The sequence below is a fragment of the Rhodanobacter sp. UC4438_H5 genome (assembly GCF_052978405.1).
In genome coordinates, this window is the sequence record NZ_CM129672.1 from 1554976 (window position 1) to 1574311 (window position 19336).

Below are 19336 nucleotides of genomic sequence, written 5' to 3' on the forward strand. Positions count from 1 at the left end.
CGTTACACCACATTCGACTGAACACGCCGGCTGTCGAACAGGCTGACCCGGTTGCGCCCCTCGCGCTTGGCCCGGTAGAGCGCGTCGTCCGCATCCGTCATCAACTGGCGCAGCTCATACCCCGAGCTGGCGGCGGACGCGACGCCGAAGCTGGCCGAGACAACCACGCCGGAGCCCGCCTCGCCGGCAGGAACCTGGGCAACGGCCAGGCGCATCTGCTCCACGCGCTCCAACACCTGCTCCCGCCCGCACTCGGGCAGCAGCATGCCGAACTCCTCGCCGCCCAGCCGCCCGAACAGGTCGGTGGTCCGCAAGTGCTTCTGGCAGGCCCCCACCGCACGCCGAAGCACGCGGTCGCCCACCGCGTGACCATGGTTGTCGTTGACCTGCTTGAAATGATCCAGGTCGAGCAGCACCAGGCAAGCGTCGCGTCCGGACTTCTGGCAATAGCGCAGCAGCCGTTCCGCCTCGTTGACGAAGTGCTGCCGGTTGAAGATGCCGGTGAGTCCGTCGCGCCGCGCCAGTTTCATGAACTTGAGCTGCGAGCGCTTGATGCGATACGCCCACAAACCGATGGACGCGAGTACCAGCAGCAGCAACAGGATGTACAGGCGGCTGGTTTCGACCTCCTTGCGATCCAGCTCGCCCTGCATCCCGAGCAGCTTGTTTTTCTTGTCCAGCTCTTCGACCTGCAGTTTCTTCGCCAGCACCTTTTGCTCGACGATCTGGTAGGCAAGCGCCTTTGCACTGAGGCGATCCATGTAGCCGTCGTTGGTGACGACGAACTTCTCGAGATTCTCCAGCGCCGCACGGTCGTCGCCGGTCTTCTTGTCGACCCGATAAAGCACGTGGTACGCCCGGGCGGTCGACTCGGAATACGGCCTGCTGGCGTTCGTCACCAGGGCCTGATTGGCAAACTTGGCAGCCGAGACAAGGTCGCCACGCTCCAGGTGCGCCTTGGCCAGAGTGGACTCGAACTCCGCGACCTGGGGCGGAAAGCCTGCTCGCAGCACCTTGGGATAGCTGGTCTGCAACAAGCGGATGGCGGAGTCGAGGCGGCCTTGCCGCATGTCGAAACTCGCCAGCAAATACTGGAAGCTGAGTGCGAAAAGCGTATTGCCTGCCTTGCTGCATGCTTCCGTGCCATCGCGAAGCTGATCGGCAGCCAGCTTCGTGGTGCCACTTTCAAACAAGGCCTCGGACTTGTAGAACCACCCCCTGCAGGCGCTGCGCGTATCAGTGCTCTCATTGATGATCTGATCTGCGTAACGCGAGGAGGCTTCATACTGACCTGCCTCGTTGTACAACTGCGCCGCGACACCAAGTCCCTGCACACGGACATCGTTTTCCTCCATCTTCGGCAGCTGCTCCAGCAGCGAATTCAGCCTGGCGAAGGCTTCCTCGTAGCGGGATTGCGCCACCAGAAGGTCAATCACCGTGGCTTTGGCGCGAAACGCCAGCACGGGATATGCGGTCTGACCCGCGATCGCCGTCAACGGCGGCAAGGCGGCGTCGAAATTGCCGGCAAAAGCGGCCTGCCGGGCCAGAAGATAGCGGCGATGCACTTGCTGCTGCGGAGAAAGCTCCCGCACAGGCTTGGCGAGCCGGCGCATCAATTCGTCGAACTCGACACGATTGGAGGACGGAATGCTTTCCGCCTGTTTCAGCAGTTGCCCGGGGTCGTCCGATACGGACGCGGGTACGGTGGCGAGACCCGCCACTGACCAGAGCAGAAGCGCAGAACATGCGAAAGCCAGCCTGTAGCCGCCAGCCTTGTCCATGGGCTAGTCGGTGGTCGCCAGCGCAGACAAGACAAAGGGCGAATGATCCTCAGTCCCCATCCCTTTTCTCCTTCCTTTCCTCGTCACGCTTCTTTTCCTCGCTTTCCTTGCAGTTGCCGTCACATTCCTCCTGCTCCTCATCGGGCTTGGCCGGGTTGATCAAGCAGCAGAACGGATCCTGCCCAAGCAACGCCTGCAAGCCCGGGCCATTTCTGGCGAGGATCGCCACCCGCATCGCCGGCTCCACCACCGCCCCGGACAGCGCAAACTCCACTTCATCCTGCGACGCGTAACGCAGCTGCGCGTCTTGCCCCAGGGTCTCAAGAAAATCGATAACGTCGAACACCTGATGATTCCCCCTACCTCGCTGATTGACAACTGGCCGCCAGCTCCAGTCTTACTGCGACTCCCTGCTCGCAACGGCGCTCTTGTCAGGCACGGCTGCGCCGAGGCCATCTTACGCTTGGTTTTTGACGCCTTGCAGACTCGATGCGGCAGCATCGCCGGCGGCTTCGGACGCCGCCTTGTCAAGCACATCCAGCCTCGCCCTCATCTCGTGGTCCACCGACAGCGCCCGCGCCGGCGGCACCACCACCGTATCGGCCATGCCCACCTCCGCTTGAGGCAGCTCCCCCAGCGGCAACCGCTCGATCCGCGCCTGCTGGATCGGCAGGGTCGGTGCGCGGTAGATGATGACCTCATGCTCCGGCGGGTAGTCGCGCGAGAGCACCTCGATCAGCAGTTGGCGGTAGGCCGGGCCGGTGGAGAAGCGTGCCAGCGACTGGTCGCCGACCAGGCCCACCTGCCACAGCACCAGGTAGGCCGTGGGGTCGATCCGGCGTCGGTAGAACAGCAGCTGGCTGGCCTCGTAGTGCTGGCAGCCGACGCGGCCGGGGTCGATGCCGAGATCCGCATAGAGACAATCCTCGGCGGAAATGCCCGGCTCCATGTGCGCGGCGTAGCCTTCGCCGCGGGCCACCTCGATCGCCTTGTGCGGCGCCCAGGCGAATACGCCGGGATGGCCGTAGAACACGCCGCACACCCTCTTGCCCGCACGCACCTCGGTGAGGATGGCCTTGACCATCTCGCGGTAGGTCTGCATGCGCGACTTGCCCTCGCGGTAGTACACCTGCAGGCTGCGCACGTCGCGGTGCATGCGCTGCAGCCACAGCTCGACGATGCCGTCGGAGAGGCCGGCGAACACTACGTCGGCCTGCTCGATGTGGCTGCGCGCCAGCGGGCCGAGGTGCGAGCCCAGGGTCATGCCCAGACCCACGCAGACCAGGCTTCCAGCCGCTGGGATTGCTTCCATCGGTTTGCTCGCGAAAATCGGTCAGCCCGTTGTACCCGAATCCCGTTTCGACGGGAATGCCTCCATCAGCGGCCGGATCAGGTCCAGCGGCAGCGGGAACACGATGGTCGAGGATTTGCCGTTGTTGGACATGTCGGCCAGCGTTTGCAGATAACGCAACTGCAGCGCCTGCGGCTGTTGCGACAGCATCGCCGCAGCATCGCGCAGCTTCTCGGCGGCCTGCATCTCGCCTTCGGCGTGGATCACCTTGGCGCGGCGTTCGCGTTCGGCCTCGGCCTGGCGCGCGATCGCCCGCACCATGGTCTCGTTGAGATCGACGTCCTTGATCTCCACGTTCATCACCTTGATGCCCCACGGGTCGGTGGCCTCGTCCAGGGTGACCTGCAAGGTGTGGTTGATCGACTCGCGCTGGGACAGGATCTCGTCCAGCTCGTGCTGGCCCAGCACCGAGCGCAGCCGCGTCTGTGCCAGCTGGCTGGTGGCCTGCAGGAAGTTCTCCACCTCCAGCACCGACTTGTCCGAGTCGACCACGCGGAAGTACACCACGGCATTGACCCGCACCGAGACGTTGTCGCGCGAGATCACGTCCTGCGGCGGCACATCCAGCACGGTGACCCGCAGGTCCACCCGGATCATCTGCTGCACCACCGGGATCAGCAGCACCAGGCCGGGGCCCTTGGTGCCGGTATAGCGGCCCAGGGTCAGCACCACGCCGCGCTGGTACTCCGGCAGGATCTTGATCGCGGCGAACAGCAGCAAGATGCCGAGGATGATCAACACACCGACGAATCCGAACATGGTCTTCTCCAGTCAAAAACCTCAAACGGTCGCGACGGCAGGGGCCGGCTCGACCCACAACAACAAACCTTGCCGCGACACCACCCGCACGGCGGCGCCCGCCGGCAGGTCGACCGCGCAGCGCACGCGCCAGCGCTCGCCGTGCAGCATCGCCCAGCTCTCGCCGCCGGCAGCCACGCTTTCCAGCAGGCGGCCGGTTTCCTCGACCATCGCGGCCTCGCCGCCGAACGGTGGTGCGCGGCGCGCGCGAAAAACCAGCCACACCACCGTGCCCAGCAGCGCCGCGAAGCCCACCGCGATGCCGCCGATCACGCCCAGGTTGACCGCGTAGCCGGGCACGCCGGTCTTCATCAGCATCACCGAGCCGATCACGAAGGCCACCAGTCCGCCCGCGCCGAACGCCCCCACCGTGGGATTGACCGCCTCGGCCACCAGCAGGCCGATGCCCAGCGCCATGAGCGCCAACCCGGCGTAATTCACCGGCAGCAGCTGCAAGGCGTACAGGCCCACCAGCAGGCTGATCGCGCCCACGATGCCGGGCAGCATCGCACCGGGGTGCATCGCCTCAAGCGCCAGGCCGAAGATGCCGCCGAGCAGCAGCAGGTAGGCGATGGTCGGGTTGGTGATGATGCCCAGGAAACGGGTGCGCGCGCCCGGCGCGTAGTCGCGCACGCTCGCGCCCGCCAGTTGCATGGTCAGCTGGCGCTCGCCGACGCGTACCGCGCGTCCGTCGGCCTTCGCCAGCAGGTCGGCCACGTCGCCGGCGACGAAGTCGATCACGTGTTGTTGCGCTGCCTCGCTGGCGGTCAGCGTCGCCGCGCCACGCACCGCCTGCTCGGCCCAGGCCGCGTTGCGATCGCGCAGCTGGGCCAGCGAGCGGATGTAGGCGATCGCGTCGTTCAGCACCTTGTTCGATTCGGCGTTGTCGCCGGCCTCATCCTGCGCGGGCGGCGCGCCGGAACCGGCCCTGGCCGGCTCGCTCGCCTTCGGCACCGGCAACGGCATCGGCGTGGCGCCACCCAGCGATACCGGTGTCGCCGCACCCAGGTGGGTGGCCGGCGCCATTGCGGCAACCTGCCCCGCATAAAGGATGTAGGTGCCGGCCGAAGCAGCACGCGCACCACCCGGCGCCACGTAGACCAGTACCGGCACCGGCAGCGCCAGCATGCGGCCGATGATCTGGCGCATCGACTCGGACAGCCCGCCCGGCGTGTCCAGTTGCAGCACGATCGCCACCGCGCCGTCGGCTACCGCGCGTTGCGCCGCGTCGTCGAAGTACTCCGCTGCAGCCGGCCCGATCGGTCCGTCCAGGGTGATCCGCGCCACCATCGCCGAAGGCGCAGCCACCGGCGGTTCGGCGCGCGACGGGGCCGACGGCACCAGCCACGCCAGCATCAGAACGATCAGCCAGCAGCCACGCATCATGATTCCGTCCTCCGCGCACGGTCTCGCGACGTCGGCCCACTGTAGCCGGTCGGGTGTACAGAAAGCGCTCATTCACGGCAACGGCGCGCTTTCGGTGGACAATCGCCATCCACGCCGGAGAATCCCCATGCCGAAGATCGATGTCAGCCAGGTGCCCGAGCGCAAGGGCTCGGGCTATCCGCCGCCGTTTGCCGCCTTCGCCGGCGCGCGCACCAAGCAGGCGCTGGGCGATGCCGGCGGCCTCGCCGATTTCGGCGTCAATCTCACGCAGCTTCCGCCGGGCGCGTGGTCGAGCCAGCGGCACTGGCATACCAACGAGGACGAGTTCGTCTGCGTGCTGTCGGGCGAGCTGGTGCTGATCACCGACGACGGCGAGCAGCCGCTGCGCACGGGCGAGTTCGCGGCGTTCCCGAAGAACTGTCCCGACGGTCATCACCTGGTCAACCGGAGCGCACAGACAGCCGTCTATCTGGAGATCGGCAGTCGCCACGCGGACGACCGCTGCCACTACCCCGACATCGACCTGCACTGGGACGGCGCGGCCGGCGTCTACACGCACAAGGACGGCTCGCCGTATCCGTAGGAGCCCGCTTGCGGGCGATGCTTTAGTAGCCGGGATTCGGGATTCGCGAGAGCATCGCCCGCAGGCGGGCTCCTACCCGTTGATGAGTCGGCAGCCTGGCTATTTCAGCGTGGCGGCTCCAGTGGCCGAACCCGCCGCGGCAGGCTGCAGGTGCTGGCCGACCAGCAGGCCGCGGATCGTGCGCAGCCGGGCCTTGATCTTCGCTTCGTTGGCCGCTCCGGTGCGCAGCAGCAAGCGCTGGCCGGCGGAGCGCGCTTCCAGCGCCGGATCGGCGAACACGTACTGGCCCCTGGACGGCAGCAGTGCCGGCGGCGTGGCGGGCTCGGGCGCGGCGAGCAAGTTGTCGATCACCACGATCAGGCGGTCATTGAAGTAGCCGTGCGGGTAGCCCAGGTGTTCGTAGGCCTGCTGGAACAGCGGATAGGCGTGCACGTACCAGGCTACCAGCGCCTGCGGATCGACCTGCTCGACGATCGCCATGTACGGCGCATAGCGGGCGGCGTTGGCTTCGCCGATCACGGTTTGGCCGTCCATTTCGCCGGTGACGAAGGCACCCTTGGGCGGCCTCGCGGGCATCATGATGCCGCCGAGGCTGCGCCCGGGCATGGCGTCGATGCTGGCCACGATGCGGTTGATGATCTGCGGGCGCACCAGCAGCAGCGACAGCTCGCTGTCGCCGGCCAGCCGCTGCAGGGCGGCCAGCACGTCGTCGTCGCTCTGGTCCAGCGCCGGCAGCGGCGCGGTGGAGGCGCTGGCCGGGACGGTTTGCGCCTGTGCCTGCGCGATCGGATGCTGGATCGGCGCCGCCGCGCTGCGGCTCGTCGCCGGTTGCGCCATTTCCGCCGTCGGCGGGCTCGCCGCCTCGGGCTGCATGGCGCGTCGCACCAGCCAGCCCCCCGCCCCGACCAGGACGATCACCACGATCGCCGCGGCGACCCAGCTTCCGGTTGATGTCTGCCTGCGCATGAACTTCCCCGTGGTTGCCTTCAAATAGTGCTGGGACTGGAGCCCGCGCGATTCGTTCAACCGGCGTGGTTCAGGCCTTCAATCGGTAGCCGCTGCGGAAGATCCACCACACCAGTCCCAGGCAGATGCCGAGGAACACCAGGGTCATGCCCAGGCTGATCCCCACGCCGACGTCCGACACGCCGTAGAAACTCCAGCGGAACCCGCTGATCAGGTACACCACCGGGTTGAACAGGGTCACCTTCTGCCACAGCGGCGACAGCATGTGGATCGAGTAGAAACTGCCGCCAAGGAAGGTCAGCGGCGTGACGATCAGCAGCGGCACCAGTTGCAGCTTCTCGAAGTTGTCCGCCCAGATGCCGATGATGAAGCCGAACAGGCTGAAGGTCACCGCGGTGAGCACCAGGAACGCGACCATCCACAGCGGGTGCGCGATCTCGAAGGTGACGAACAGCCGCGCAGTGGCCAGGATGATCGCGCCCAGGATGATCGACTTGCTCGCCGCCGCGCCGACGTAGCCGGCGACGATCTCGAACGGCGACACCGGCGCCGACAGGATCTCGTAGATGGTGCCGACGAACTTGGGGAAATAGATCCCGAACGAGGCGTTGGAGATGCTCTGCGTGAGCAGCGACAGCATCACCAGGCCCGGCACGATGAAGGCGCCGTAGCTGACCCCGTCGATGCCGTTCATGTGCGAGCCGATCGCCGCGCCGAACACCACGAAGTACAGCGATGTGGAGATCACCGGCGAGACGATGCTCTGCAGCAGCGTGCGCCGCGTGCGCGCCATCTCGAAGCGGTAGATCGCGCGGATGCCGTGGATGTTCATGCGCGCTCCCTGACCAGGTCCACGAAGATGTCCTCCAGCGAGCTCTGGCTGGTCCTGAGATCCTTGAAGTCGATGCCCAGTTCGCCCAGCCGGCGCAGCAGCACGTCGATGCCGCTGCGCTCGTCCTGCGCGTCGAAGGTGTAGACCAGTTGCTGGCCGTCAGCGGACAACTCCAGCGCGTGGCCGGAAAGTTCGGCGGGGATCGCCGCCAGCGGCGACTGCAACTGCAGGGTAAGTTGCCGCCGGCCGAGCCTGTTCATCAGCTCGGCCTTGTCCTGCACCAGGATCAGCTCGCCCTTGTTGATCACGCCGATGCGGTCGGCCATCTCCTCGGCCTCGTCGATGTAATGCGTGGTGAGGATGATGGTGACGCCACTGGCGCGCAGGCCGCGCACCATGGTCCACATGTCGCGGCGCAGCTCCACGTCGACGCCGGCGGTGGGTTCGTCCAGGAACAGGATGCGCGGCTCGTGCGACAGCGCCTTGGCGATCATCACCCGGCGCTTCATGCCGCCGGACAGGGTGATCATCTTGTTGTCCTTCTTGCTCCACAGCGAGAGGTCCTTCAGCACCTTCTCGATGTACGCCGGGTCTGGCGCCCTGCCGAACAGGCCGCGGCTGAAGCTGACCGTGTTCCACACCGTCTCGAACGAGTCGGTGGTCAGCTCCTGCGGCACCAGGCCGATCTGCGAGCGCGCGGCGCGGTATTCGCGCACCACGTCGTGGCCATCGGCCAGCACGGAGCCTTCGCTGGGATTGACGATGCCGCAGATGATGCTGATCAGGGTGGTCTTGCCGGCGCCATTGGGGCCGAGCAACGCGAAAATCTCGCCCTGGCGGATCTGCAGGTCGATCGGCTTGAGCGCCTGGAAACCGGAGACGTAGGTCTTGCTGAGCTGTCTGACGTCGATGATCGGCTGCACGCGATCTCCTGGGCCTGGGGACGGGCGACGGGAACGGGCGATGGTATGCCCTTCGACGCGGCACGGCCAGCCGCTGCTGCACCCCTGGACTTCGGCGCCGCGCCTGCGCTCAGGGCGAACGGCGATGTCGTTTCCCGCTCCCCATTCCCGATGCCGCCCGACGGCGCGCCCTTCCCCGCAGGCGGGCCGCCCATCTTCCTCGCCACCGCGCTGATCCCGCTCTCGCTGGTGGTCGCCAGCATCGGCCTGCTGCCGTTGCTCGAAGGCCAGGAACTGCCGCCGGAACCGGCGGTCCTTCGTGAGGAGAACATGGCCCGCCGGGCCGCAGCCATCGCCGCCGTCGTCTCGGACGAGGTCTCGCACCGGCGGGTGCGCGAGATCGACCTGCAGGAAGCACACTACCGCCAGACCGCACGCCCCGGTTCCGCGATCCTTCCGGCCGATCGCTCCACGCATTCCCCAGGGAACCAGACCATGCGCATGTTCCGCCAGTTGCTCATCGTGGCAACCCTCGCCATCGCAGGACCCGCTGCCGCCGCCAGCCTGCCGAACCGGCCGGTGCCGTCGCTGGACCTGCATCGGTATGCCGGCCAGTGGTACGAAATCGCGCGCCTGCCGATGTACTTCGAACGCGAGTGCCTCGATGCCGTCGTCGCCACGTACACGCCGAATCCCGACGGCACCATCCACGTGCACAACACCTGCCGCACCCGCAAGGGCCGGTCGTCGGTCGACGGCGTGGCGCGGATGAAGAAACACCAGCCGGCCGCGCTGGAAGTGCGCTTCGCGCCTGCCTGGCTGACCTGGCTGCCGATGGCATGGGCCGACTATTGGGTGATCGAGGTGGACGCCGACTACCAGTGGGCGGTGATCGGCGGCCCCGGCCGCAACCACCTGTGGATACTCTCGCGCCAGCCCACGATGGATCCCGCACTTTTGCAGACCCTCGTGGAGCACTCGCGCCAGCGTGGCTATCCGGTCGACCGATTGATGATGACCGCACCCGCCGGTGCGCCGGACCGGCCCGCGGAAAGCGCGCCGGCGCCGAACGGAGCCCCGCCCCTCCACGACCGTGGCCTCAGGCCGGCGGCACCGGAAACGCGCGGATGATTTCGAACGTCGCGATCGCGCAGGCGGTGGCCACGTTCATCGACGAATGCGCGCCCAGCATGGGGATGTGCACGGTCTGGTCGGAGCCGTCCAGCAAGGCCTGGCTTACGCCGCGGTTCTCCGAACCGAGCACCAGGCAGATGCGCTCGCCCGCGGCCACCGGCAGCTCGCGGATGTCGATGCTGGCGCTGGTGAGCTCCAGGCTGACGATGCGGTAGCCGGCGGCCTTCAGTTCGTGCACTACCGGCAGCGGATCGTCGTCGTGGCGGAACGGCACGTGCTGCTCGGTCGCACGCGAGGTCTTGCGCAACTTGCGGTTGGGCGGCACCGCCGAAGCGCCGGTGAGGTGGATCATCTCCACCCCCAGCGCGTCGGCAATGCGGAACACGCTGCCCACGTTCATCGGCACCTCGAAGTCGTGCACCAGGTAGCGCAGCGCGAACGCGGAACGCGCCGGGCGATGCTGCCAATGGTCGAGCTGCCGGTTCGCCATGCCGCGACCGGCTCAGGCCAGCAAGAGCAGCAGGGGCGCGGCAATCCCGCCCAGCAGCACGGCGCCGAACAGCCGCGGCCGGCGAGTGAAGCGCCAGGCCATGTACAGCCCGCTGCACACCGACATGAACAGGCCCAGCGCGATCGCGGCGAAGAAGATCTTCATCGGCAGCAGGTTGCGGCGCGCACCGGGTGCCGCGGGCGCGCCCTGCACCGCTGCCCGCGCGACCGGCGCGGCCTCGGCCACCGCTGCCGCCGGACGCGGACGCCGCACCGGCACCTCCAGGGTCTGCTTCTTGTGCAGCTGCGCCATGCTGGCCAGCCACGCCGGTGGCGCGTAGCTGCTGCCGCGGCTGGCCTCATGCAGGCCGAAGGTCTGCAGGCCGCCGCTCACCGCCAGGAACAGCAGCATCGGCGCGGTGAACACGCCGAGGTAGAGATGGCAGCTGCGAACGAAGCGGATCAGGCGATGCGACGACGGCATGGGCGGCGATATCCACGAAACGGGCGCACAGGGTACGCCGCTGCATGGCGCACCGGCCAGCCGTTGGCACGGCAATCCGCACTGCTGCTAACCTCGCCGCTGGACCGCCGCGATCGCGTTGCCGTGGCTCGGCGTCCACCATCGGTCGGAGCAGTGCGTGGCTTTCGAAATCGAAGAGCGTCGGATCGACGTGGCCGATCTGCAGCTGGGCATGTTCGTGTGCCGGCTGGATCGGCCATGGGAGGAGACGCCATTCGCACTGCAAGGTGTCGCGCTGACCCGGCTGGAGGACATCGAGACCCTGCAGCAGTTGTGCCGCGAGGTCTGGGTCGATGCGCGCCGCCTGGTGCCGCCGGACGCGCCGCAGGCGCTGATGCGCGCCGACGCCCCGCGCCACCGCTTCAGCAGCCGCACCCATTACGCCGATCTCGCCGCGGTCGAGGACGAGGCGCCACGTGCCCGCGCCGCGCTGGAGAACGCCTCGCAGATCGTCGATGGCCTGTTCGAGGACGTGACCAGCGGCCGCGAGCTGTCGGTCGAGCGCGTCGAGCAGGCGGTGCGCCCGCTGGTGGCCACCGTGCTGCGCAGCGCGGATGCGTTCTTCCTGGTGGAGGGCCTGCGCCGCAGCGACAGCTATTCCTACAGCCACGCGGTGAGCTGCAGCGCGCTGGCCGCCGCGTTCGGCCGACACATGGGTTTCGACGAGGAGACCATCTTCAGCCTCGCCGCCGGCGGCCTGCTGATGGACGTGGGCAAGACCCGCCTGCCGGAGCAACTGCTGCAATATCCGGGTTCGCTGGCTCCCAGCGAGGTCGACATCATCCGCTCGCACATCGGCCACGGGCTGGCCCTGCTGGACGAGGCAGGCATCGCCAACCTCGACGTGCTCGACATCGTGCGCACCCACCACGAGCGCCACGACGGCAGCGGCTACCCGGACGGCCTGGCCGGCCACGCCATCCCGATCAGCGGGCGCATGCTCGGCATCATCGACAGCTACGACGCGATGTCCAGCGCGCGTCCCTACCGCGCGCCCATTTCACGCCACCAGGCGCTGCAGCAGATCTACGCCGCACGCAACCGCCTGCATCAGGCCGAGATGATCGAGCAGTTCCAGGTCTGCCTCGGCGTCTACCCCACCGGCTCGCTGGTGGAACTGAGCACCGGCGAGGTGGCGATCGTGATGGCGCAGAACCAGGTGCGCCGGCTGCGCCCGCGGGTGGCGATCCTGAGCGAGCCGAACAAGCAGCCGCTGGACGATTTCCGGGCGGTGGACCTGATGCAGCTGGACGACGACGAGGGCGTCGACATCGTGCGCAGCCTGGCGGTCGGCGACTACGGTATCGATGCCAGCCGCTTCTTCCTGTAATGATGGCCACCCCGACGCCCGTCCACCCGCCTTCCCCCTGGCCCGCCGCCGCATGCTGAATCGCGAACACATCTTCGAGCAGATCGACGCGCACATCCGCGCCAGCGCAGGCGAGCGTTTCGCCGTGCTGATGCTGCGCGTGCCCGGCCTGCGCGAGATCAGCCTGCGCTTCGGCTACGCCCAGGGCGAACAAGCCGAGGACATGGCGCATGCGCTGATCCAGCGTTCGCTGCGTCCGATCGACCGCGTGTTCCGCGCCGGCGACGACAGCTTCGTCGTGCTGCTGCCGGATATGCTCAGCGCCAACCACGCCCTGCTCGCCGGCACGCGCCTGACCCAGGCCTTCGAGCAGCCGCTGGACGGAACCGCCTCGCCCTGGCTGGTGCGGCCGGTGATGGGCATCGCGCTGTATCCCGACCACGGCCCCGGCGCCGACCGCCTGTGTCGCCGCGCCAGCATGGCGCTGGACGAGGCGCAGCGGCGCGGCGAGCTGTACGTGGTCTACGCGCCGCACGACACCCAGGTCGAGATCTTCTACGACGAACTGCGCGAGGCGCTGGACGCCAACCGGCTGCAGGTGTTCTTCCAGCCGATCTGGAACCTGCAGAGCGACCGCCTGGCCGGCGCCGAATCGCTGGCGCGCTGGAGCAGCCCCAACCACGGCGAGGTCTCGCCCGCCAACTTCGTGCCGTTCTCCGAGCAGAGCGACCTGATCTCGGTACTCACCCGCTGGAGCATGAACACGACCCTGCGGCACGTGGCCAGCCTGCCCTCGTTCCAGGGCCTGCGCTTTGCGATCAACTTCTCGCCGCGCGTGCTGTCGCGCCCGGGCATGGTGGAGCAATTGACCGGCGCGCTGGAAATCTGGGGCGTGCCACCGACGGCGGTGATCGTGGAGATCACCGAGACCACCCTGGTCAACGACCTCGAGCTGAGCGTGCAGGTGTTGCGCCGGTTGCGCGACCGCGGCATCGGCATCGCGATCGACGATTTCGGCACCGGTTACGCCTCGATCGCCTACCTGCGCCAGTTCCCGGCCACCGAATTGAAGATCGACCAGTCGCTGATCGGCGCCATCCGCAGCGAACCGCATACCGCCAAGCTGGTGCGCGCCATCATCAACATGGCCCACCACATGGACCTGGCCACTACCGCCGAAGGCATCGAGGATGCCGCCACCCAGGCGCTGCTGATCGACATGGGCTGCGACTTCGGCCAAGGTTTCCATCTCGGCCGCCCGCAACCGGCCGCCGACTTCATCGCGCGCTTCGCCACCACGGTGCCGCCCGCGTGAGCGCGCACCGGACCACGCCACAGGGTGGTTCCCGTCGCGCCCGGAACCATGGGCGCCGCTGAGGTCGGCGGCGGCATCCGCTTCGCGCTCGACGGCGCCAGCAAGCGGTACGGCAAAGTCGTGGCGCTGCAGCCGATCGAGCTGGCATTCGAGGCCGGCAGCACCACCGCGCTGATCGGCAGCAGCGGTTCGGGCAAGTCCACCGTGCTGCGCCTGCTGCTGGGGCTCGAGCGCAGCGACAGCGGCTGCGTGCGCGTGGACGGCCGCGCCCTGCAGCCGGCCGACATCCTCGCCTTGCGCCGTCGCGTGGGCTACGTGATCCAGGACGGCGGGCTGTTTCCGCACCTCACCGCCATGGGCAACCTCGGCCTGCTGCCGCAGCACCTGGGCTGGGCGCCGCAACGCATCCGCGAGCGAGCGCAGGCGCTGGCGCAGCTCACCCGGCTGCCGTCGGACGCGCTGGCGCGCTACCCGGCCGAACTCTCCGGCGGCCAGCGCCAGCGCGTGGCGCTGATGCGCGCGCTGATGGTCGACCCCGACGCCTTGCTGCTGGACGAACCACTGGGTGCACTGGACCCGATCGTGCGCCACGAATTGCAGGAGCAGTTGCAGCGCATCTTCGGCGAACTGGGCAAGACGGTGATCGTCGTCACCCACGACCTGGCCGAGGCGGCCTGGTTCGCCCCCCGGCTGGTGCTGCTGCGGCGCGGCGCGGTGGTGCAGGACGGCAGCTACGCGGATCTGCGCGACCGCCCGGCCGACGACTTCGCGCGCCAGTTCGTGCAGGCGCAACGCACGCTGCCGGCCACGCCATGACCGGCATGCCTGCCCGCATCGCCATCGTGCTGCTCGCCGGCCTGCTGCCGGCGCTGGCGATCGCGCAACCGGTGCGGATCGGCTCCAAGCAATTCACCGAGTCGGTGATCCTGGGCGAGATCGCGCGACTGGCCGCACGCGATGCCGGCGTCCAGGCCGTGCACGAGCGCGAGCTGGGTGGCACCCGCATCCTGTGGAAGGCCCTGCAGCAGGGCGACATCGACGCCTACCCCGAGTACACCGGCACACTGACCCACGAGCTGCTGCAAGACGTGCCGGCCGACGCCGACATCGCCACCTTGCGCGCCCGGCTGAAACCGCTGGGCATCGGCATCACCGACCCACTCGGTTTCGACAACACCTACGCGATCGGCATGCGTCAGGACGAGGCGGCGCGACTGGACATCCGCCGCATCTCCGACCTGCGCGCGCACCCGTCGCTGCGCTTGGGCTTCTCCAACGAGTTCATGGACCGCGGCGATGGCTGGCCGGGTTTGCGCCGCGCCTATGCCCTGCCGCAAACGAAGGTCAGCGGGCTGGATCACGTGCTGTCCTACCGCGCGGTGGCCAGCGGCGCGGTGGATGCGATCGACCTGTACAGCACCGACGCGGAGATCCCCTACTACCACCTGCGCACCCTGCCCGACGACCGCCACTACTTCCCGCGCTACCAGGCGGTGTTCCTCTATCGGCTGGCGCTGGAGCGGGACGAGCCCGCCTTCGTCGCCGCCCTGCGCCGCCTCGCCGGCCGCATCGACGAGCAGGCGATGCGCACGATGAATGCCGCGGTGAAGCTCGACGGCCGCCGCGACAGCGCGGTGGCCGCCGACTTCCTCGGCACCCGCGTCGAGGCGGGGCGGCGCGGCCTGTGGCAGCGGCTGCGCCAGCGCAGCGTGGAGCACATCGAGCTGGTGGCGAGCTCGCTGGGCCTGGCGCTGGCGCTGGCGATCCCGCTCGGCATCGTCGCCGCGCGTCGGCGCCGGCTGGGGCAACTGGTGATCGCGGCCACCGGCGTGCTGCAGACGGTGCCGTCGCTGGCGATGTTCGTGTTCATGATCCCGTTGCTGGGCATCGGCACCTGGCCGGCGGTGGCCGCGCTGTTCCTGTACAGCCTGCTGCCGATCGTGCGCAACACGCATGCCGGCCTGGTCGGCATTGCGCCGGAACTGATGGAATCGGCCGCGGCACTGGGCCTGCCACGGCGGGTGCGGCTGCGCCGCATCGAATTGCCGCTGGCGATGCGCTCGATCCTGGCCGGCATCAAGACCGCCGCAGTCATCAATGTGGGCACGGCCACCCTGGCCGCGCTGATCGGCGCCGGTGGCTACGGCCAGCCGATCCTCACCGGCATCCGGCTGGACAGCATCCCGCTGATCCTGGAAGGCGCGATCCCCGCGGCGGTGCTGGCGCTGCTGGTGCAGGGCCTGTTCGAACTGGTCGAGCGCTGGCTGACGCCGCGCGGGCTGCGCCTGCAGGCGCGGCAATAAACGGCCGCAAGGCGGCGTCGGCTATCCTGTGGCGGGTTCAATGCGAGATTGTCGACATGTTTCGATCCTTGTTGTTGTCATTGATTCTGACGGTCACTCCGCTCGCCGTGCATGCCGCCGCACCGGCCGAGGCCGCGCTGGCCGACCTGCCGAACGTGTCGTTCCCGGCGCCGCATCGGGTCGCATCGGGCAGGTTGCAGGCCGATGACGTGGCCGCCCTGCAGCGAGCCGGCATCAAGCAGGTGATCGACCTCAGCGTGGACAGCGAGACGCCGCGCTTTGACGAGGCCGCCGCCATGCGCGCGGCGGGCATCAACTATCACAACCTGCCGATCCACGGCGCCGCCGACCTGACCCGCAACAACGTGGTGCAGTTCGACCGCCTGCTGCACCAGGCCGGCACGCAGGAAACCCTGGTGCATTGCGCGAGCAGCAACCGGGTCGGCGCGATGATCGCGCTGCGCGCTGCCTTGATCGACGGCAAATCGAGCGAAGCCGCGCTGGCAGAAGGCCGCCGCTGGGGCATGAAGAGCCTGGAGCCGGCCGTGCGCGAACGCCTGCAGGCGTGGTCGGGCAATCCGCAACACGGAAGGCAGGAGCAGAGCCTGCCCGCATCCGGCGGCACAACGCCGTAGGGCGGCACCGCCCGCCGGCTCTTGTCGCAGTGTGAAGGGCGGGCATTGCCCGCACGGCGCCGAGGCGGAATGGGCTACCATGCGCGCCTCCCACGTCCTTGCGCGGCACCGCCCTGGCTCCGATCCCCCCCTCGTCGCCCGTAACCGCACTGCCCTTGCGCGCGGTGTTGCTGATGCTGGCCAGCGCCAGCCTGTTTGCCCTGATGGCGGTGGTGATCCGGCTGGCCTCGGCGCAACTGCACCCGTTCCAGATCACGTTCTTCCGCAGCGCGTTCGGCACGCTGTTCGCGCTGCCGCTGCTGATCGGGCCGGGCTGGTCGCTGCTGCGCACGCCACGCTTCGGCTTCTACGTGATGCGCTGCGTGCTCGGCATGGGCGGCATGCTGGCGGGCTTCTGGGCAATCGTGAACCTGCCGCTGGCCGAGGCGGTGGCGCTGTCGTATTCGTCGCCGCTGTTCGTCACCATCGGCGCAGTGATCTTTCTCGGCGAGGTGGTGCGCCGGCGCCGCTGGACTGCGGTGATCGCCGGCTTCATCGGCGTGCTGGTGATCGTGCGCCCCGGCAGTGCCGCGTTCGCACCGGGCAGCATGGTCGCGCTGCTGGCGGCCGGGCTCACGGGCGCGGTGACGATCAGCATCAAGTCGCTGACCGGCAGCGAGCCGGCCGACCGCATCGTGCTGCTGACCACCTTGCTGTGGGTGCCGCTGTCGCTGCCTGCGGCACTGTCGGTGTGGCAATGGCCGCACGCCGGCATCTGGCCGTGGCTGGTGCTGTCAGGCGCGCTGGGCACCGGCGGCCACTATTGCTGGACGCGCGCGCTGCGCCTGGCCGAGGCGTCGATGCTGGCGCCCTTCAGCTATCTGCAGTTGCTGATCGTGGCGGTGCTGGCGTGGTGGATCTTCGGCGAGGCGGTGGATCACTACACCGCGCTGGGCGCGGCCATCATCATCGGCGCCAGCCTCTACATCGCCCAGCGCGAGCACGCGCTGACGCGACAACAGCGCACAAGCATGCCGCAGGTCCGCGCGGAGCCGCCAATCTAGGCCTCCGCCGACCAGCGCCTCATTCGTCAGGGAGTGCCGGCAAGTCAGGCATGTTGGCCAGTTCGGCCAACATGTCGACCGCGGCCGGGGCGGGTTCGCTCGCCAGCGGCCAGCGGCCGATCACTTCATGGCTGGCCTGGCCGAAGAAGCTGCGGATCAGCACGAACTCCTCCGCGCGCCACCGGATCGGGTTGATCGATTCCTCGATCGCGTCGATCGCCGGCCCGTGCTGCAAGGCCACGTGCGGATGGAAAATGGAGACGCCGTTGACCTGAAGTCCCTGCGCGCGCTGTGCGGCGGCGATTGCCTTGCGCAGCTCCAGCGCCGCCGCGGCGGTGACCGGGTCCGCGCACAGCACGAAGGGAAACTGCCCGCCGGTGGGGATGCAGCGCATGGCGGCGTCCAGCGTGATCGTGAACGCGTTGCCCCGCACCGCGGCGCCCGCGGCCAGCATGGCGCGCTCCGGCGACAGCTGCGGCCGTTCGGGCCGGCCTATCGGGCACAAGGCAAGGTGCAGGTTGTCGACCGACACCGGGACGCCGCTGGCGCGCTGCGAGCGGCGAAAACGCGTGGCCACGTTGGCGATCTCCACGCGCGCGTGGCCGTCGGGGCGCACCGCGAAGAAATAATCGATGCCTGCGGCAAGTTCGGCGGGGGGCGTCGGGGTCAAGCCGGTACCTCCACGACAGTCGCTGTGACGAATGCTGTTCGCAACACCATACTCCGCGCCGCACAAGCCGGGTGTGATCCGCGTCGCCGGCCACGGCGTTCGCCAATGACCGGACCCGCCGCCGCCGGCCATGCTGCCCGGCCCCTGACACCGGCTCAGCGCAGCTGGCTGTCCTTGCTGCCACGGCGGTTGTACAGGCTGGCGGCGCGCTCGCTGTCGCGCTCCTGCTGGCAGGCCACGCACAAGCGCACGCCGGGCACGGCGGCGCGGCGCGCCGCGGGGATCGGCGCTTCGCATTCCTCGCAATGGGTCAGGCCCGGGCCCTTGCGCAATTGCTGGCGCGCCCGCTGTACACCGTCGTTGACGGTAGCGTCGATCTGATCCTGCACGGCGCCGTCGCCGGCCCAGCCGGTTGCCATGGTGCTGCCTCCGCGAAGCAGGGTCGCGGGCAGGCCGCTCAGTGCGCCTTCGCCCGCAAACCCTGGATATATCCAAGCTCAGCCAACGACTTGGGTTCGCCGGGCACGAGTTTCAAGCAACCCTGGTAGGCCCCGGTCGCCTCGTCGAGGCGATGCAGCTCAACCAGCGCGTAGCCCTGGCCGCGCAGGGCCACGCACTTCAAGCGGACGGCATCTTCGGGGGTGGCGCCACTGATCCCCGCATCGCCCTCCGCTTCCTGGTACAGGGCCAGCATCTTCTCCCAGTCACCGCTGCGCTGGTAGGTGAACGCAAGTTCGCTCTTGTACTGGCTGTCCATCGGCGACAACACCAGGGCCTTCTCCAGCTCGGCCCGCGCATCGGCGTAGCGGGCCATTTCGCTGTAGGCGTAGCCGCGCGCCCAGTACGCCTGCGCCCAGGCCGGGCCGATCACCTGCACGGGCACGTCGGCCTTGCCGTTGACCGCCTTGGCGCCCATGCCGGCGTAGGCCAGCGCATCGACCAGGCCGCGGGCGCAGAACACCTTGCCCGGCTTGCCCGCGTACATCGCCTCGTACTTGCTGACGACTTCGGTCAGCGGCCCGTCGATCGCCAGCTGGATCTTGCCCGCCTCGATCATCTTCAACGCGTCGAGCACCTTCTGTTCGTCGGCATCGGCAACCTGCTTGCCCGCCTCGTCGAGCGACAGGGTGATGGTGCTGTCCGGCTTGACCGCGGCGTGCGGCGCGCAGCCGGCCAGCGTGAACGCGGCGAGCAGTGCCGCGCCGGCGAAGAGTCGTTTCATGGCATTCCCCCGAAATGATGCAGGGCGAGGATAGCCGAAGCGGGCCTGCGTCCATTGGCAGCAGGGCCAGACCGTCGGGAAGTGCCAGAATGGG

General features: G+C 68.5%; 20 protein-coding genes and 1 pseudogene. 8 read left to right on the forward strand and 13 right to left on the reverse strand.

Annotation, left to right across the window (positions count from 1 at the left end):
- Positions 1–2: 2 nt before the first annotated feature.
- From ACVCL9_RS07350 to ACVCL9_RS07370, 5 genes are all read right to left on the reverse strand, one after another.
- A complete protein-coding gene (locus tag ACVCL9_RS07350; RefSeq protein WP_447098592.1) occupies positions 3–1781 on the reverse strand; it encodes a diguanylate cyclase in 1779 nt (592 codons plus the stop codon).
- A 49-nt stretch (positions 1782–1830) separates the two neighbouring features.
- Positions 1831–2127 (reverse strand): hypothetical protein, encoded by a 297-nt coding sequence (locus ACVCL9_RS07355; protein ID WP_447098591.1) that lies wholly within the window; start codon positions 2125–2127, stop codon positions 1831–1833.
- 111 nt (positions 2128–2238) lie between these two features.
- Entirely contained in the window at positions 2239–3093 is an 855-nt protein-coding gene (locus ACVCL9_RS07360) for an SAM-dependent methyltransferase (RefSeq protein ID WP_447098590.1), read from the reverse strand.
- A 21-nt stretch (positions 3094–3114) separates the two neighbouring features.
- Positions 3115–3891, reverse strand: coding sequence for a slipin family protein (locus ACVCL9_RS07365; RefSeq protein ID WP_447098589.1), 777 nt, complete (start codon positions 3889–3891; stop codon positions 3115–3117).
- 21 nt (positions 3892–3912) lie between these two features.
- Positions 3913–5316, reverse strand: coding sequence for an NfeD family protein (locus tag ACVCL9_RS07370; protein WP_447098588.1), 1404 nt, complete (start codon positions 5314–5316; stop codon positions 3913–3915).
- A 127-nt stretch (positions 5317–5443) separates the two neighbouring features.
- Between ACVCL9_RS07370 and ACVCL9_RS07375 the strand changes: the two genes are divergently transcribed.
- Positions 5444–5899 carry a cupin domain-containing protein gene (locus tag ACVCL9_RS07375; RefSeq protein WP_447098587.1) on the forward strand — a complete coding sequence of 152 codons (456 nt, stop codon included), beginning with the start codon at positions 5444–5446 and terminating at the stop codon, positions 5897–5899.
- A 99-nt stretch (positions 5900–5998) separates the two neighbouring features.
- Here ACVCL9_RS07375 and ACVCL9_RS07380 read toward each other — a convergent pair whose 3' ends face one another.
- The 3 genes from ACVCL9_RS07380 to ACVCL9_RS07390 form a co-directional block, all read right to left on the reverse strand.
- Entirely contained in the window at positions 5999–6865 is an 867-nt protein-coding gene (locus ACVCL9_RS07380) for a DUF3014 domain-containing protein (protein WP_447098586.1), read from the reverse strand.
- Between the two features lie 70 nt (positions 6866–6935).
- Complete coding sequence (locus ACVCL9_RS07385) at positions 6936–7697, reverse strand: ABC transporter permease (protein ID WP_395119292.1); 762 nt, start codon at positions 7695–7697, stop codon at positions 6936–6938.
- A complete protein-coding gene (locus tag ACVCL9_RS07390; protein WP_447098585.1) occupies positions 7694–8620 on the reverse strand; it encodes an ABC transporter ATP-binding protein in 927 nt (308 codons plus the stop codon). The genes ACVCL9_RS07385 and ACVCL9_RS07390 overlap by 4 nt, the downstream gene beginning before the upstream one ends.
- A 474-nt stretch (positions 8621–9094) precedes the next feature.
- Here ACVCL9_RS07390 and ACVCL9_RS07395 point away from each other — a divergent pair.
- Positions 9095–9625 (forward strand): annotated as a pseudogene (locus ACVCL9_RS07395) (lipocalin family protein); the annotation flags it as partial.
- Between the two features lie 73 nt (positions 9626–9698).
- On the opposite strand, the gene ACVCL9_RS07400 reads toward ACVCL9_RS07395, so the two are convergent.
- Together ACVCL9_RS07400 and ACVCL9_RS07405 are read right to left on the reverse strand one after the other, a co-directional pair.
- On the reverse strand, positions 9699–10223 hold the full coding sequence (locus tag ACVCL9_RS07400) for a TrmH family RNA methyltransferase (protein ID WP_447098584.1): 525 nt from the start codon (positions 10221–10223) through the stop codon (positions 9699–9701).
- A 12-nt stretch (positions 10224–10235) separates the two neighbouring features.
- Positions 10236–10706, reverse strand: coding sequence for a PepSY domain-containing protein (locus ACVCL9_RS07405; RefSeq protein WP_395119295.1), 471 nt, complete (start codon positions 10704–10706; stop codon positions 10236–10238).
- 157 nt (positions 10707–10863) lie between these two features.
- Here ACVCL9_RS07405 and ACVCL9_RS07410 point away from each other — a divergent pair, with 157 nt between their 5' ends.
- From ACVCL9_RS07410 to ACVCL9_RS07435, 6 genes are all read left to right on the forward strand, one after another.
- A complete protein-coding gene (locus ACVCL9_RS07410; protein WP_395119296.1) occupies positions 10864–12075 on the forward strand; it encodes an HD-GYP domain-containing protein in 1212 nt (403 codons plus the stop codon).
- A 52-nt stretch (positions 12076–12127) separates the two neighbouring features.
- Positions 12128–13369 carry a putative bifunctional diguanylate cyclase/phosphodiesterase gene (locus tag ACVCL9_RS07415; protein WP_395119297.1) on the forward strand — a complete coding sequence of 414 codons (1242 nt, stop codon included), beginning with the start codon at positions 12128–12130 and terminating at the stop codon, positions 13367–13369.
- 48 nt (positions 13370–13417) lie between these two features.
- A complete protein-coding gene (locus tag ACVCL9_RS07420) occupies positions 13418–14185 on the forward strand; it encodes an ATP-binding cassette domain-containing protein (protein WP_447098583.1) in 768 nt (255 codons plus the stop codon).
- 5 nt (positions 14186–14190) lie between these two features.
- Complete coding sequence (locus tag ACVCL9_RS07425; RefSeq protein WP_447098582.1) at positions 14191–15672, forward strand: ABC transporter permease/substrate-binding protein; 1482 nt, start codon at positions 14191–14193, stop codon at positions 15670–15672.
- 74 nt (positions 15673–15746) lie between these two features.
- Positions 15747–16307 carry a hypothetical protein gene (locus tag ACVCL9_RS07430; protein WP_447098581.1) on the forward strand — a complete coding sequence of 187 codons (561 nt, stop codon included), beginning with the start codon at positions 15747–15749 and terminating at the stop codon, positions 16305–16307.
- 155 nt (positions 16308–16462) lie between these two features.
- The gene (locus tag ACVCL9_RS07435) at positions 16463–17350 is read left to right on the forward strand and encodes a DMT family transporter (RefSeq protein WP_447098580.1); all 888 of its coding nucleotides are present in this window, start codon (positions 16463–16465) and stop codon (positions 17348–17350) included.
- Between the two features lie 19 nt (positions 17351–17369).
- Here the strand turns inward: ACVCL9_RS07435 and ACVCL9_RS07440 are convergent, their stop codons facing one another.
- From ACVCL9_RS07440 to ACVCL9_RS07450, 3 genes are all read right to left on the reverse strand, one after another.
- Positions 17370–18020 carry a 2'-5' RNA ligase family protein gene (locus tag ACVCL9_RS07440; RefSeq protein WP_447098579.1) on the reverse strand — a complete coding sequence of 217 codons (651 nt, stop codon included), beginning with the start codon at positions 18018–18020 and terminating at the stop codon, positions 17370–17372.
- 155 nt (positions 18021–18175) lie between these two features.
- A complete protein-coding gene (locus ACVCL9_RS07445; protein ID WP_395119303.1) occupies positions 18176–18439 on the reverse strand; it encodes a DksA/TraR family C4-type zinc finger protein in 264 nt (87 codons plus the stop codon).
- Between the two features lie 38 nt (positions 18440–18477).
- Positions 18478–19242 (reverse strand): tetratricopeptide repeat protein, encoded by a 765-nt coding sequence (locus tag ACVCL9_RS07450; protein WP_447098578.1) that lies wholly within the window; start codon positions 19240–19242, stop codon positions 18478–18480.
- Between the last annotated feature and the right edge of the window lie 94 nt (positions 19243–19336).